General features: G+C 44.7%; 12 protein-coding genes and 2 pseudogenes. 9 read left to right on the top strand and 5 right to left on the bottom strand.

Going from position 1 to position 15,120, the window contains the following annotated elements; genetic code table 11:
* Nucleotides 1-160: 160 nt before the first annotated feature.
* The 3 genes and pseudogenes from B9T16_RS17210 to B9T16_RS17200 form a co-directional block, all read left to right on the top strand.
* Nucleotides 161-553: pseudogene (locus B9T16_RS17210) on the top strand (HNH endonuclease); the annotation flags it as partial.
* 280 nt (nt 554-833) lie between these two features.
* Nucleotides 834-2,648 carry a transglycosylase domain-containing protein gene (locus B9T16_RS17205; RefSeq protein ID WP_006617420.1) on the top strand — a complete coding sequence of 605 codons (1,815 nt, stop codon included), beginning with the start codon at nt 834-836 and terminating at the stop codon, nt 2,646-2,648.
* A 129-nt stretch (nt 2,649-2,777) separates the two neighbouring features.
* A complete protein-coding gene (locus B9T16_RS17200; RefSeq protein ID WP_006617421.1) occupies nt 2,778-3,005 on the top strand; it encodes a type II toxin-antitoxin system CcdA family antitoxin in 228 nt (75 codons plus the stop codon).
* 57 nt (nt 3,006-3,062) lie between these two features.
* Here the strand turns inward: B9T16_RS17200 and B9T16_RS17195 are convergent.
* A pseudogene (locus B9T16_RS17195) lies at nt 3,063-3,152 on the bottom strand (RNA-guided endonuclease TnpB family protein); the annotation flags it as partial.
* A gap of 206 nt (nt 3,153-3,358) precedes the next feature.
* Between B9T16_RS17195 and B9T16_RS17190 the strand changes: the two are divergent.
* Nucleotides 3,359-5,107 carry a sensor histidine kinase gene (locus B9T16_RS17190; RefSeq protein WP_006617422.1) on the top strand — a complete coding sequence of 583 codons (1,749 nt, stop codon included), beginning with the start codon at nt 3,359-3,361 and terminating at the stop codon, nt 5,105-5,107.
* 216 nt (nt 5,108-5,323) lie between these two features.
* Here the strand turns inward: B9T16_RS17190 and B9T16_RS17185 are convergent, their stop codons facing one another.
* Complete coding sequence (locus B9T16_RS17185; protein ID WP_006617423.1) at nt 5,324-5,803, bottom strand: GNAT family N-acetyltransferase; 480 nt, start codon at nt 5,801-5,803, stop codon at nt 5,324-5,326.
* Nucleotides 5,804-5,962: 159 nt separating this feature from the next.
* On the opposite strand from B9T16_RS17185, the gene acs reads away from it, so the two are divergent.
* Nucleotides 5,963-7,930, top strand: coding sequence for an acetate--CoA ligase (gene acs / locus B9T16_RS17180; protein WP_006617424.1), 1,968 nt, complete (start codon nt 5,963-5,965; stop codon nt 7,928-7,930).
* 347 nt (nt 7,931-8,277) lie between these two features.
* Here the strand turns inward: acs and B9T16_RS17175 are convergent, their stop codons facing one another.
* The 3 genes from B9T16_RS17175 to B9T16_RS17165 all read right to left on the bottom strand — a co-directional run bounded on the left by B9T16_RS17175 (nt 8,278) and on the right by B9T16_RS17165 (nt 13,261).
* Entirely contained in the window at nt 8,278-10,059 is a 1,782-nt protein-coding gene (locus B9T16_RS17175) for a glycosyltransferase family 2 protein (RefSeq protein ID WP_410245335.1), read from the bottom strand.
* Nucleotides 10,060-10,188: 129 nt separating this feature from the next.
* The gene (locus tag B9T16_RS17170) at nt 10,189-12,210 is read right to left on the bottom strand and encodes an FkbM family methyltransferase (RefSeq protein WP_410245334.1); all 2,022 of its coding nucleotides are present in this window, start codon (nt 12,208-12,210) and stop codon (nt 10,189-10,191) included.
* A gap of 271 nt (nt 12,211-12,481) precedes the next feature.
* Complete coding sequence (locus tag B9T16_RS17165) at nt 12,482-13,261, bottom strand: HAD family hydrolase (RefSeq protein WP_006616368.1); 780 nt, start codon at nt 13,259-13,261, stop codon at nt 12,482-12,484.
* Between the two features lie 78 nt (nt 13,262-13,339).
* On the opposite strand from B9T16_RS17165, the gene B9T16_RS17160 reads away from it, so the two are divergent.
* The 4 genes from B9T16_RS17160 to B9T16_RS17145 all read left to right on the top strand — a co-directional run.
* Nucleotides 13,340-13,657, top strand: coding sequence for a hypothetical protein (locus B9T16_RS17160; RefSeq protein ID WP_006616367.1), 318 nt, complete (start codon nt 13,340-13,342; stop codon nt 13,655-13,657).
* A gap of 52 nt (nt 13,658-13,709) precedes the next feature.
* The gene (locus B9T16_RS17155) at nt 13,710-14,525 is read left to right on the top strand and encodes a prepilin peptidase (protein ID WP_006616366.1); all 816 of its coding nucleotides are present in this window, start codon (nt 13,710-13,712) and stop codon (nt 14,523-14,525) included.
* A 41-nt stretch (nt 14,526-14,566) separates the two neighbouring features.
* Complete coding sequence (locus B9T16_RS17150) at nt 14,567-14,806, top strand: hypothetical protein (RefSeq protein WP_006616365.1); 240 nt, start codon at nt 14,567-14,569, stop codon at nt 14,804-14,806.
* Between the two features lie 99 nt (nt 14,807-14,905).
* On the top strand, nt 14,906-15,120 hold a 215-nt coding region (locus B9T16_RS17145; protein ID WP_410245336.1), incomplete at its 3' end, for a MerR family DNA-binding transcriptional regulator.

The raw sequence follows: 15,120 nt of genomic DNA, 5'->3' as shown, positions 1-15,120 counted from the left end.
ATCGCCATTGTCACGATGATAAAACAGCTCTTGATGAAGAGATAATGCTGTACTCTTAACAAGGAGACGGTTAAACTAGGAGCCGTATGAGGTGAAAGTCTCAAGTACGGTTTTGAATGGGAGGGGATGGAGGGAGGTGACTCCATTCTCGACCCCTTCTAAAGAAAGACATGAATCCTGGTTATTCCAGACCAAGGATGGACTCACATTATGGCAACATAAATGGACCCCAATTGTCAGACATACCATAATACGCCCTGACGCAACACCATACGACGGAAACTGGACTTACTGGGCAACCAGGAAAGGACAAGCAATTGGAACGCCAAATAGGGTAGCAAAACTACTCAAGAAGCAAAAAGGTAGATGTACCTGGTGTGGACAGTATTTCGCACCATTGGATTTAATTGAAGTAGACCACATTGTACCTCGAAGCCTAGGCGGAAAGGATGAATACAAAAATCTTCAACTATTACATCGCCACACCCGCGATGATAAAACGGCAATAGATAACGCCAATGCTGTATCCTTAACAATGGAACAATCAGATTAGGATCCGTGTGCTGGGAAACTCGCAAGCACGGTTTTGTATGGGAGGGGGAGATGGCGACATCTCTCTCGACCCCTACTAGCTAACAGGAGAAAAACTGGTCTAAGCTAATTATCAAGTTTAAAACCCTGTAGCTTTGTTTTCTGGAAGGAGTGGAATCAGCGTGTCATTAACAAACGTAACAGTCCGAGGTAGACAAAGGCTTGAGTCGCCACCGTCAGGCTTATTTGACTTCATCCAGTCAGTAAGCAAAGTTACCGCCGGAACCATATTGGGTACAACCATGTTAGCCAGTTCCGTGGTGGCAGGAGGGCTGGTGGGTCTAGCCGTTAGTTTCCGTAACTTACCAGACGTAAGGGTATTACAAAACTATATTCCCACCGAAACCACCCACATCTACGATATTGAGGGTAGACACTTAGCCAGCCTTCACGACGAAGCCAACCGAGAAGTAGTTTCTCTTGATGAAATATCCCCCCATGCAAAACGGGCGGTATTAGCTATTGAAGATAGCCATTTTTATGATCATCGGGGGATATATCCCACGGGGATAGTGCGAGCTATGCTTGCTAACCTGGAAAGGGGGAAAACGGTAGAGGGTGGTTCGACCATAACCATGCAGTTGGTGAAAAACCTGTTTTTATCCCCCAGTAGAACCATTAGCCGAAAAGCCGCTGAGGCGGTAATGGCAATTCGCCTCGAACAAATTTTAGACAAAGACGAAATCCTAGAATTATACCTAAATCAGGTTTACTGGGGTCATAACCTGTATGGGATTGAAACAGCCTCCCAAAGCTATTTTAACAAACCGGCATCAGAGCTGAAATTATCTGAAGCGGCGATGATTGCTGGTTTAATTTCGGCACCAGAAGACTATAGCCCCTTTGCAAATTATCAACTAGCTAAACAACGACAGGCTCAAGTGCTTAACCGCATGGTAGAGCTAAATTGGATTACTCCAGAAGAGGCGGCTGAGGCGCGAAAAGAACCCCTATTAGTGGGTAGGATCACCTCCTTTAGAACCAGTGAATTACCATACGTGACGGAAGCGGTGGTTCAGGAGTTAACTAGGGAGTTTGGTCGTGATGCGGTGCTGAAAGGGGGAATGCGGGTTCAAACGACCATTGATTTGAATTTCCAGCGCATGGCAGAAAGAACGGTGAGGGAATGGCACGATCGCCTTTATTATCGAGGAGTATATCGCGATCGCAATAACGGTCAAATCGCATTAGCCGCCGTAGATCCCACTACCCATTTTGTCAAAGCTATGGTGGGAGGGTCTGATTATAATAAAAGCCAGTTCAACCGAGCTATTCAGGCTCAACGGCAACCTGGATCAGCCTTTAAGCCGTTTGTTTACTATGCCGCCTTCGCTACAGGTAGATATGCTCCTAGTACCATTGTTCAAGATACCCCTGTTAGCTATCGCGACGGCTCTGGGTTTTATTCACCCCGCAACTATGGCGGCGGCTTCTCGGGCGCTGTGACCATTCGTTCAGCCTTAGAGACTTCCCTGAATATTCCGGCGGTCAAGCTGGGTCAATCTGTGGGACTCAATCAGGTAATCGAGATTTGTCGCCTCCTGGGAATTACTAGCCCTATGGAGCCGGTAATTTCCTTACCACTCGGATCTGTGGATCTCACACCGATGGAAATGGCTGCATCTTTTGCTACTTTTGCTAATGACGGTTGGCATTCTGACCCCACTTTCATTGTACAAGTCACTGATAGCCAGGGAAATGTCTTGCTTGACAATACCCCATCACCTCGCTTAGTTCTGAATCAGTGGGCGGTAGCCTCTCTAAATGATGTACTGCAAGGGGTAATTACCAGTGGTACTGCCACCAGCGCCCGACTAGGACGACCAGCAGCGGGCAAAACTGGGACTACATCCTCCGAACGCGATGTCTGGTTTGTGGGTTATACTCCCCATTTATCGACGGCGGTTTGGGTTGGTAATGATGACTTCACTCGATTGGCTAGGGGAGTAACTGGGGGAACTGTGGCGGCTCCGGTATGGCGGGACTTTATGAGTCGTGCCTCTGTGGGTAAACCTCAAACTGGTTTTACTCCGGCTTCCAATTTTCCCCGCCCTTAACCGGATGGGCAACAGGTGAGATTGAGATCGTACAATAGAATAAAGCCCCCAAATCATACTCGGTCTTGAGTTGAGCCTCCGGGACTAATCTCGGAGGTATTGGGTTTTCTGAATTAGGATTTTTGCGCCATGAATCTAAATACTTCTTCGACCTCTAGTGTACCAAGCAAAGTAGAGGTTTCTATCCATATTGATTCTGAATTATTGGATCAGGTCAAGCACTTGACTAATGATCCAAGTAAGGTGATTGAAACCGCTCTCCGACAATGGTTGCGGGGAGAACGCCCAGAAGATGATTTGGCTTTGAGTCTACAACGTAACCCTCCCGTGCCACCCCGGGGGGAGTGGAATGATTGAACAAAAAGAGCGACGCACTCGGTCCACCTGCCGGCGGCGAGGTGGGGAGAGCTTGCTCAAAAATCTAGCATAGCCGGCGTGTTTGACCATCAAGGTGGCTTGATGGTCATTGAGTTGGAGTTGGGGGCGGAAAGCCTGGTAAACCACGGTGCGATCGCCAGATGTCTCCGGGCTAAATGCGTGTGTTGACATTGTACCCGAATACGAGTACAATGAGCCGGGAGGGTTGTATTTAAACCTTATTGGCGATCGCCACATTATGTTGAGAGCTTTGCCGGCAACTGCCTTCACCGTTATTGGTGATGCTGTACTTACCCTATTGCGCTGAGTTTTGAGCGTTTTAGGAAGGTTAAATGTTGCACAACAATTCTGATCTACCATTATCAGGCTTTGGGGATATTTTACCCGGTTTGGATGCCGACCTAGTTTTTATTCAGAACCAATCGGGGGAGTATCTACTATTTTCTTGGCGACAATGCGATCGCCATCCTCTTCCTGTTGACCAAATCACAGGAACTAATATGGCAGATACATTTAAGCCTCTGGTACTGACCCCCTATCAAGAAAGAATCGACCGGGTGATCGCCAGCTTAATACCTGAGCGTTTCAGTTATCCATTTTGTTATGAAGAATACTATTTTCCCCTGGAACTGATTGTCAGTCCCATATTAAAATCTAACGGCAGTGCTACCCATGTCCTGGTGATGGGGCGATTACTAGAAAATTCTCAACTGAATCTCAGCCCTAATCACAGTGAACTGATTGCCTACCGCGCCTTACCATCTAATTTTGATATCCAGCAAAAAATGCTGGTTCAAATTGCCGGAACCCTTTGCCGTAGCGTTCCCCCCACTTCTCAAATTTATCAAACTATTCTCGGCCAAATTACTCAAAAAATTCGCCGCACTCTGGATTTAAAAGAGATTTGGCAACAAACTGTTAACAGTCTGGGTCAGGTTCTTGGTGTCAGTCGCTGCATTATCTGTCCCTATCGCAGCACCTCTGATAAGTCTACCCAAGTGGTGGCTGAGTACCGCCAAGAAGATATCCCCATGATGTTGGGTTTAAATCTATGGAGTGATTCGGAATTAGGTTGGGCTCAAGCCTTAGCCACTTTAGAACCGATTATCATTGAGCGCAGTGCCCCTGAAAATGACCCCTATCAACGTCATTCGTTGATGGTGATTCCTACTGCTTATCAAGAGCAACCTAATTCTTTGATTTCCCTGCATCAATGCGATCGCACTCGCCAGTGGACGGCGGCGGAAATAGATTTTGTCCGGGAGTTGGCTACTCATGTAGGAACGGTGATCGCCCATGCTACTCTTTATCAGGAGTTAGAAGAAGCCAGACTCGAAGCTGTGGCTCTTTCTCGCCTCAAAAGTGAGTTCCTCGCCAATACTTCCCACGAACTCAGAACTCCCCTCAACGGTATGATTGGCTTCCTTCAATTAGTCTTAGATGGTATGGCTGATGACCCAGAGGAAGAACGGGAATTTATCGAAGAAGCCCATCAAGCTGCTATTCATCTCCTGAATTTAATTAATGATGTTTTGGATATTGCTAAAATCGAAGCGGGCAAAATGGATATTGAACTCGCTTTGGTCAAAGTTGATGAAGTCCTCAGAGAAATTGAGCATTTTATTCGCCCTCAAGTTGAGCAGAAAAATTTGAAACTAACCATTCAAACGGAGGCTGGCAATAGTCAAATTATTGTTTATGGTAACTATCAACGTATCTTACAAGTGATGCTAAATTTGGTGGGAAATTCCATTAAATTTACTCACAAAGGAGGGATTAATATTAGTCTAGGAATTATCCGCGAAAATGTGATTATCCAAAATCAACAATTTCCGGGATTTGTGGAGTTTAGAGTTGTGGATACTGGTATTGGTGTCCCCATTGAAAAGCAAGATAGATTATTCCAGGCTTTTTCTCAGGTTGATAGTGGTTACACTAAGCAATATGGGGGGACGGGACTGGGTTTAGTTATTTCTCAAAAGCTGGTCCAAGCTATGGGAGGTAAGGTTAAGTTTTACAGTTTGGGTGAAGGCTTAGGCTCAACTGTTACTTTTACTATTCCTCTCTATCAAGAACCATAATATCAATTACCAAGAGATAGGGGGTTGACAACCTCCGAAATATCATGCTATTATTTTGATATATAATTTTATAATGTCAATTTAATCTTGTGAAGTAAAATTGCGACTATCCCTATTGTCTAAAATAATACCACAAGCCAACCGGAAAAGCAACCCCCTCAGCTTCCCAGGGGCAATTTTTTTTTGTTACAAAACTTAACAATAAATTTACAAATCTCATTGTTGCAGTAAGCGTTGATAGTCCACTACTCGACAAATGCGCCATTCAGGTAGTATTGTGGCTCCTATATGTTGGTAAAATGCGATCGCCGATTGATTCCAGTCGAGGACGGTCCACTCTAAGCGCCCACACGGACGTTCTAGGGCGACTTTAGCGACCTGTTGGATTAAGGCTTTCCCAATGCCTAAACGTCGATATTCAGGCATAACAAATAGGTCTTCTAAATGAATGCCGGGTTGAGTCAAAAAGGTGGAAAAGTTATGAAAAAACAGAGCAAAACCTACAGGTTTTTGCTCCCATTCGGCGATAATGACCTCAGCCATTGGTCGATCGCCAAATAGATGCTGTTGCAAAGTTTCCAGATCTCCAGTGACTTGGTGGGAGAGTTTTTCATATTCAGCCAAAGCCTGAATTAAAGCCCAAATGACCGGAACATCATCAACAGTAGCAGGACGGATAATGAGTTGAGGAGGCATAGTTACTTAGAAGTTGACAACTGATTTTAATCGGTTCGACATGGGGAGGGGTTAGCTAGTTAGCAGTCTGCTCAAAAAAAAGTAAAGATTCTTAGAGTTTAATCTAGGCCTAAAATGGTTATAATGGCTTCACTTTGTAGTTAAAGTTACCATCACACTATGTCACAACCGACGATCGAATCAATTTTACACGAGAAACGGTTATTTAATCCGTCCGAGGACTTCTCCAAACAGGCCCGGATTAAGAGCATGGAAGAGTACCGGGAACTCTACGAGAAAGCCAAAGCTAACCCGGAAGCGTTTTGGGCAGAATTAGCGGAAAATGAGTTGCACTGGTTTAAAAAATGGGATCAGGTGCTGGACTGGCAGCCACCTTTTGCGAAGTGGTTTGTGGGGGGCAAAATTAATATTTCCTATAATTGCCTCGATCGCCATTTGACTACCTGGCGCAAAAATAAGGCGGCTTTAATTTGGGAAGGGGAACCGGGAGACTCTCGGACTCTGACCTATTCCCAACTACATCGGGAAGTTTGCCAAATGGCAAATGTGATTAAACAGTTGGGAGTCAAAAAAGGCGATCGCGTTGGGATTTATATGCCCATGATACCAGAGGCGGCGATCGCCATGTTGGCTTGTGCGAGGATTGGCGCACCCCATACCGTCATTTTTGGCGGTTTCAGTGCCGAGGCTCTAAAGGACCGCCTGGAAGATGCCGAAGCTAAATTGGTGATTACTGCTGATGGTGGTTGGCGCAAAGATGCGATCGTACCCCTAAAAGAACAGGTAGATAAGGCTTTACAAGCTGGTGCGCCTAGTGTTGATAACGTTTTGGTCGTACAGCGCACTGAGCAAAAAATCCAGATGGAACCCGGACGGGACCACTGGTGGCATGACTTGCAACAAAATGCTTCCGGGCAATGTCCCGCCGAAGAAATGGATAGCGAGGATATGCTGTTTATCCTTTACACTAGCGGGACTACTGGCAAACCCAAGGGAGTTGTACACACTACTGGTGGCTATAATCTTTACAGTCACATTACTAATCAGTGGGCTTTTGATTTACAGGATACTGATGTTTACTGGTGTACCGCTGATGTGGGTTGGATTACTGGCCATAGTTATATTGTCTATGGGCCTTTGTCCAATGGGGCGACAACTTTGATGTATGAAGGCGCTCCCCGTGCTTCTAATCCCGGTTGTCTGTGGGATGTGGTAGAAAAGTATGGGGTGACTATTTTCTATACTGCTCCTACTGCTATTCGAGCTTTGATGAAAATGGGTGAAAGACACCCTAATGCTCGTGATTTGTCTTCGTTGCGGATTTTGGGTACGGTGGGAGAACCGATTAACCCAGAAGCCTGGATTTGGTATAACCGCGTCATTGGTCAAGGAAAATGTCCCATTGTTGATACTTGGTGGCAAACGGAAACGGGGGGTTTTATGATTACTCCTCTTCCTGGTGCGACTCCTACTAAGCCGGGTTCGGCTACTTTGCCTTTCCCTGGAATTATTGCTGATGTGGTGGATACGGAAGGGGAACCTGTTACTAATAATTCTGGGGGATATTTGGTGGTGCGTCACCCGTGGCCGGGTATGATGCGGACTGTTTATGGCGACCCGGAGCGCTTCCGCCGTACTTATTGGGAGTATCTACGACCTAAAAATGGCGATTATGTCTACTTCGCTGGTGATGGCGCTCATCGAGATGAGGATGGCTATTTCTGGGTGATGGGCCGGGTTGATGATGTGATTAATGTTTCTGGTCATCGCTTGGGGACTATGGAGGTTGAGTCGGCTTTGGTTTCTCATCCGGCTGTGGCTGAGGCGGCGGTGGTTGGCCGTCCTGATGAAGTCAAGGGTGAGGAAATTGTGGCTTTTGTTACTCTTGAAGGCGATCGCCAACCTGATGAAGCCCTGGAAAAAGAGTTGAAGCAGCACGTTGTTAATGAAATTGGAGCCTTGGCGCGTCCCGGGGAAATTCGCTTTTCTGATGATTTACCTAAGACTCGTTCGGGTAAAATTATGCGCCGTTTATTGCGATCGCTTGCTTCGGGTCAGGAGATTTCTGGGGATACTTCCACTCTCCAAGATCGCACCGTTCTCGAAAAGCTGCGCGGTGGCGCTTAGTTGAGCAACTTCCTGGTTAATTAAGCCGGGAATTTCTCAACCACAATTTTGGTGCGTCAGTCCGCTCATTTCCCCATCGGGAAATCATTATTAATTGCTATGACGCACCCGATCGCTTTTTTGATTTTTTCGTCAACACCCAAATCCGCCCGGCTGCAGGGGTTGACAGGGAGCCGAAATTTTGCTAACATATTAGTATCAAGTTACATAATGGAAATATATGCTAATCTGTAAAAAATGCACAGATTTCGATTATATTAAAAGTGTACTGTCAAGAGCCCCAAAAGTCAAGCCCCTACCCCCAAAAAGCAAAATTTTTTAACATTTCTTAACATTTGATTTTTTCGTCAACATTTCAGGTCATCTGGGGAGAGTTGAAAGGGGGGATAATTATATGCGCGGGAAATTCTGGTCAAACTTTGATACCAATTATTGATAGTTTGTTGAGGGGGATAGGGACTATAATTGCGGGACTGTCTGAGAAATTGGAGCATCTGATGTTGGTCTTGAGTGTGATAGGTTAAAGCAGCTAACCAAACCAGGACTTGATAGCGACAGAGGGGTTGTAGGGGACGCATCCAGTCCCGTAGGGTAGGACGGGAAAAGTAATTTTCAATGAGTTGATTACAGTCCGAGGTGAGGATGGCGATCGTATATTGTTTAAAGCTATAATCAGTAGAGACTCTTATAGTCGGTTTTCGTAAACAAATTCCCGCAGCGCCATGGGATGCTAAATTTAGCAATAAATCTATAGTAGCAGCATAGGGAGATAGACCAGAATCAAACCCTCCCCAGCGTTTAACCCAGGAATTTCGGAATAAAATAGCACCAGTTTCAACCAATCGCAACAGGTCCGTTAACATCCAGATATGAAAACCATGTAAACCGTCGCGACCCTGTAAAATTGGCGCAAGATTATCGTAAGGCTGAACTTCCGAAATTAGCTGATTTTCCTCCCAAATTTCCCAACCAGAGAATACCATTTCCAGCGAACCCGCACGATTTTCAAAAGCATCTATCTGGTCAGACAAACTATTAGGTAGTAAAGTCGAACCCCCATCTAAAAACAGGATAAATTCTCCCCTAGCTATATCTAAGCCTCGGTTTCTAGCAGCCACAATTCCCTCGCCACATTGACCAACATATTGCAAAGATTTTCCATAACCTTCGAGGACTTCCGGGGTGTTGTCCGTCGAACCGTTATCAATCACAATAATCTCGCAACCATCAATATTTTGATTCAGGATACCATCAAGAGTTGTTGGTAAAGTTGAACCATCATTATCACTACAAACAATAACACTAACCTGTGGAGAATTAGCCACCGTCGCGGGGATTAAGTAATCAGTAGCATCCGCACTATTTCCCGCGAAATGTCCTTGTAAAAGGCTTTGATTTTGCTTCGCTTCCCTTCCGTGAAACGCTTCGATGCGGTTTCCCCGAAGATGTCCGTAGTCATGATTTTGGTGAATAATAGTAATAGTTTGACTCGCGTTAATTACCGGATATCCTTGTTTTAACGCTTCTCCCACCATCCAATTATCCCAACCCGGACGACCAATAGCAAAAGCCGGAATTTGTTTAAATAGAGGCTTAGGAAATACAAAGTAATCTAACGCACCGATACCGCTAAATATTCCCGCTGTATTGATTTCATCATGTAACTCTTGTTCCCAGTTAGGGTTATCGAAATTAACAGGTTGGTGAATATCCAAATTCCAACGTCGTCCCACCATCAGAAACTGAGGGTAATTAGCATTCACCTGTTGAACCGTAGGGAGAAAATCCCTAGTTAAGATAATATCCGAGTTAATATATGTTAAAACCCCGTGGGAAGCGTGATTATGTACTTGGCTAAAAATATCATTAAGCAGAGGTGTTCCATATTCGTTAACTTGGATATTCCGAATATGTCTCAGGTTCAATTGACTAGCGACTTCTGCGGTTCCCTTCTCATCACCCAATAAGATAATTTCCGGTCTCGGAACCAGTTTAGTCCAACTGGTAATCGCATTACGTTGAATCATTCCCACACTTCCCACAAAGGATTTAGGAACCGCAAAAATAGTCAGGTTAACAGTAGGTTGAATATTATCAAAAATCCAGAAATGACGTTTTTTAGTTCCCATAGAAATTGACTGATATTACAAATCCTCTGTTCGTCTAATTTAGCCCTAAACACCTGGGAGAGTTAGGTGAGATAGTAGGTGGGTTAGGTAACACACATCTACCCCACCTTTTATATAGTAATTTAGATGTTAGTCTGGCATAGTTTCAGCAATAATTTTAGCAAACATCTTGACAAGAGCAGCATTATATGTATTCCCCGACTGCGCTACAGCAGGTTGATACTGTTGTACTGGCTGTCCTGGTGGCGACATATTTTGATACTGTTGTATCTGCTGTATCTGTTGTATTTGTTCCCGCAGTTTTTGAACTTCTGACTTGGACTCTTCCAATTCCTTCTGCTGTTGCTGTAGTTGAGACTGCGACTCTTCCAATTCCTTCTGCTGTTGCTGTAGTTGAGACTGCGAACCCTCTAACTCTTCCTTAGTTTTATGTAACTCAAATGTAGCCTGTTCAAGTTCCACCTGTACTTCATCTAATTGGAAGTTAGCCATTTCTAGTTCTTCTCTGGTATCATGTAACTCCGAGCGAGACTTATCAAGTTCCTGTTGAGTTTCCGTCTGTTTATTCTGTGCATTTTTAAGCTGGTCTTGAACCTCCTTAACTTTGGTTTCCAGTTTCTTCCCTTCAGACTGGGAGTTTTCCAACTCCTTCTGCTTCTGCTGAAAATCCGATTGAGATTTTTCCAGGTCTTTCTGAGTCTGCTGTAGTTGAGACTGGGAGTTTTCCAACTCTTTCTGCTTCTGCTGAAAATCCGATTGAGATTTTTCSAGGTCTTTCTGAGTCTGCTGTAGTTGAGACTGGGAGTTTTCCAACTCCTTCTGCTTCTGCTGAAAATCCGATTGAGATTTTTCGAGGTCTTTCTGAGTCTGCTGTAGTTGAGACTGGGAGTTTTCCAACTCYTTCTGCTTCTGCTGAAAATCCGATTGAGATTTTTCGAGGTCTTTCTGAGTCTGCTGTAGTCGTGTATGGTATTGTTCTAATTCTGCTAATATTTGGTCTCGTTGATATTGAGACTGTTCTAATTCACTAAGAGTTTGTTCCAATTGAGACTGAGACTGTTCTAATTGAGTCTGACTCTGTTTGAATTGAGAATAGGATTTCTCTAAATCAGTTAATATTTGGTCTCTCATCCCTTGAGACTCTTCTAAATCTTCCTGAGTTTGTTCTAGTTGTGAATGAAGATTTTTGCATTCAAGGCGAGTCTGCTGTAGTTGAGACTGGGAGTTTTCCAACTCTTTCTGCTTCTGCTGAAAATCCGATTGAGATTTTTCCAGGTCTTTCTGAGTCTGCTGTAGTTGAGACTGGGAGTTTTCTAACTCTTTGTGCTTCTGCTGATAATCAGATTGAGATTTTCCGAGGTCTTTCTGATGTTGTTGTAGTTGATATTTTAAAAGTTCCTGTTCGGATTCTAATTCTTGGAGTCGAGATAGAGTTATTTTGAGTTCGGTCGGTTTCGGTTCCGTGGGGGGTTGGAGGCGAATATTTGCAGCAATTTCGGGAGTAAGTATCGAGGTATTGATGAGGTTGTTGTGAATATAAACAACTTCATACCGAGAGGGATGATAAGGAGTTGCTTGGGCTACGGGGGTGAAATAATGTTCATTGAGAAAGGCGTTAACTTGCTCAAGAGTTGCGCCACGTTCAAATAGTTGATGTTGGCTTGTCGTGGTGTAAATAGCATCAAGATGTTGGAGAATTTCGGAGGCTCCTGTTAAGGCTAGAAGTTCGGCTCCTTGGATGTCTAAGTATAGTATATTAAAGTCTTCTGGGAGTAGATTAAGTTCGGCTAAAATGGTGTCAATAGTGCGGGTATCAACGGGGATTTGCTGAGTTTCGCTGAGGTTAGGATAAAGTTTTTTGTATTGTGTTAGTGGTAAAATGGAACTGTTGGATTCGATGTTGGTAACGTGGAGAGTGGCTTCACTATTTTGGTCAGCGATCGCCATGTGAACTGTCTGAATATTAGGTCGATCGCCTACAGCCATTTTTAACCGTTCACAGGTGACAGGATTCGCTTCTATTAGCAATATTTGAGCATTAGTAAACTTGGCAAAACGTTTGAGCGATCGCCCTTCTCCAGCTCCCACATAGATAATACCACGAGGTTTAACTTTATGGTCGAGAAAAATTTGTGATAAGTTAAGTTTCATAGATATCGAAATAAACTAATTTTAGATCATATTTAACTCTATTTACCAAGCCATAAATCCGCCAAACATTGGCTAATATATATAGCAGTCATTAGGAGTTAGAATTTCGGGGGTTATCCCCAAGGATTACAGTGAGGTTGAATCTGCTAAATAGGGGAGCGATCGCTCTCATATATACCACTTAATAATAAGTCACCAATCACCATAAATATTCTAGTGAGTTTAATTGTCGTAATTGTTTGCACCCTGAACCAAGCGGATAATTAGGTAATTACCAAGCCTCAAAATCCTGAGTAAATTGAGACAAAGACAACAAACGGATGGGGGGATATTCAGCCACCAAACGTCGCTCTATGGGAGTATTGTAACCCCAGTCAGCCAAAAACAGTGTAACCTGTTGTAGGTCTGGTTGACCTTGTACAGATAACAAAGTATTCATTCTGTCCTCAACAAACCAGATCAGCGGACTAGGATCAGAAAGAGTCATGAGATCCCGTAGAGTTTGGTGCTTAGGCTGTTTGTGTCCCTTACCAAAAATGATTCCCGGGTCGAGAATAATTCCCTGTTGTCCGAGAAGCGATCGCACAAATCGTTCTTCCTTAGTGGTAATTATGCGTAATTGTATCATGTCCTGCTCAAGAATAACCCGAAGGCGATCGCATACACCCGGATAAAAGCGATGTAAAGCCAACCACCCTGGTAGGTCTGTAGCGATCCACTGATCACGAATTTGATCAAGTCGAGGGCCGAGAACTTCCGGTGACAAATGTTCTTGTTCCAGCAGTTGACGTGATACACTATGCCAATCGCTGAGAATATTAGATTCAGAAAACCCCAAAATCAGAGCCCTGATCAAAAGAGGCATTTCCCAGCCAGTTTCTATCACAGGTCTAGTGCGGTAGAATCTAGGGGGTAAATCATCCGGGGGGGTAGACTCAGGAGGCGACCAAACTTCGAGATATGTACGCCAAGCCGTCTGAAAATACTCCAGCAAGCCATCACAGAGAACACCATCAAAGTCCAAGGCGAGAAGATTGGGTTTATCTGGCATAGTTTTTAGTATGTTGTAGGGCAGTTTACCGAAATTCTTGAATTGTTGTGATAGTTTTAGTTTAACATCTAACCAGGTGTGTTGATTAACCCTTTGGGAATTGTCTTTGTGGTTTATGGCTCCAACTCAGAGTTAAAAAATCCAGTAACGCCGCCTCCCAACCCGGACTTACCCCTTAGCCAAGAGTGGCGGATACAAGATCCCCAACTACTGAGGATAGCCCGACGGGTGTATCATGCTTATTCAGAAGTACACGCGAAACGAATGCGCCGTCCGTCTGGTGTAGCCATTAATTCCCGCAGCTATCGGAGTTTACTGCTTTTCTCCCCCAAACCCATTTTGCTTCCGGGAGAATGTTTTATCCCCTTTGAGCAGATAGAATTAGAGTTATTTTAGCCCCAGGCTAGGAAGCGGGCGTGAAACCCCGGTGAAAGGTGAAAGTCTAAATATGGATATTTTAGTTGATCTGCCGGCTTACTTGATTATATTTGCCCTAGGCGCTTCCATAGGTAGCTTTTTAAATGTCATTGTGTATCGAGTCCCGGCTGGTCTGTCGGTGTGGTATCCTCCCTCACGATGTCCCCATTGTCATACCCGTTTAGGTTTAAGTGAAAATGTGCCGGTTTTGGGGTGGTTGTGGTTGCGGGGTAAATGTCGCCATTGCCATGCACCGATATCTATGCGCTATCCTTTAGTAGAAGGGTTAATGGGTCTATTGTTTTTGCTGGTATATGTAACCATCATGCCAGGAACTATAGTAGAACTGTTTGGCTTGTGGGCGTTATTAGCTTGGTTGGTGGCATTATCTCTAATTGATATAGATACCCTAACCCTTCCTAACCCTCTCACCCAGTCAGGTTTGGTGCTGGGGTTGTGCTTTCAAGGCTTACTGGGATTAAAAACGGCTGGGGTGATAGACCAGTTAATGGTGGGTATTTTGGGGGCGGTGCTAGGATTATGGTTATTTGAAGCGATCGCCTTTTTGGGGTCCATGGCTTTTGGACAAACGGCTATGGGGGCGGGAGATGCTAAATTAGCGGCCCTTATGGGGGCTTGGTTGGGGTGGAAGATGCTATTGGTCGCAAGTTTCATCGCCTGTGGTTTAGGAGCCTTTATCGGCGCAGGAGCCATGGCTGTGGGCATATTAGACCGCCGCCAACCCATGCCATTTGGTCCTTTTTTAGCGATCGCTGCTGGTATAACTGCCCTGTGGGGTGAGATAATAGTATCTATGTATATGGAGTTATTTTTCCCAGTTATCTGAGGTAAAGTGCATCAGGCTTTGTGCCTATCCTAGAGATAGAAATGATCGTGTCTTGGATTACACTAAAAACCACTGCTATGCGCTGGGAAGCCGAGTTAATGCAACAGGTCCTCAGCTCCCATGATATTCCAGCACGGGTAATTAGCCTAGGAGTTGGGTCATATATGGGGGTGGGGGGTCCAGCTAAGTTGCAAGTACCATCGGAACATTTGTGGACAGCACTACTGCTGCTGAGTCCGGTGGACGAAGAGCCAGAGGAGCATGATTTAATCTCAAATTAGGTTAATATTTTAGGGCAATACGGTATAATAAGATAAGAAGCGAGAAGAGTTGAGGATAAACCTATTGCCAGATATGTCAAACCCAAGGAAGCGGCCTAAATCCTTGGAGTCCATGAAAGAACACTCCGCAGATGGGACTCCAATGGCTCAATCGAGACCATCAGAACCCCGGCTGGGCAACGACGATACAACGTTGAGTCATATACTGCTGCCAAATCAGGCAGTGACAAACGCAAAGTCGTTATCTATGCCAGAGCTAGTAGCCGCGCCCAGCAGTCCGACCTCAAGCGACAGGTGGCCGCACTGTCCAACCT

It is taken from the genome of Arthrospira sp. PCC 8006 (genome assembly GCF_046480465.1).
GTDB classification, from domain to species: domain Bacteria; phylum Cyanobacteriota; class Cyanobacteriia; order Cyanobacteriales; family Microcoleaceae; genus Limnospira; species Limnospira platensis.
Note: the sequence above shows the minus strand (reverse complement) of the source record. Positions and strands in the feature narration are given on the sequence as shown.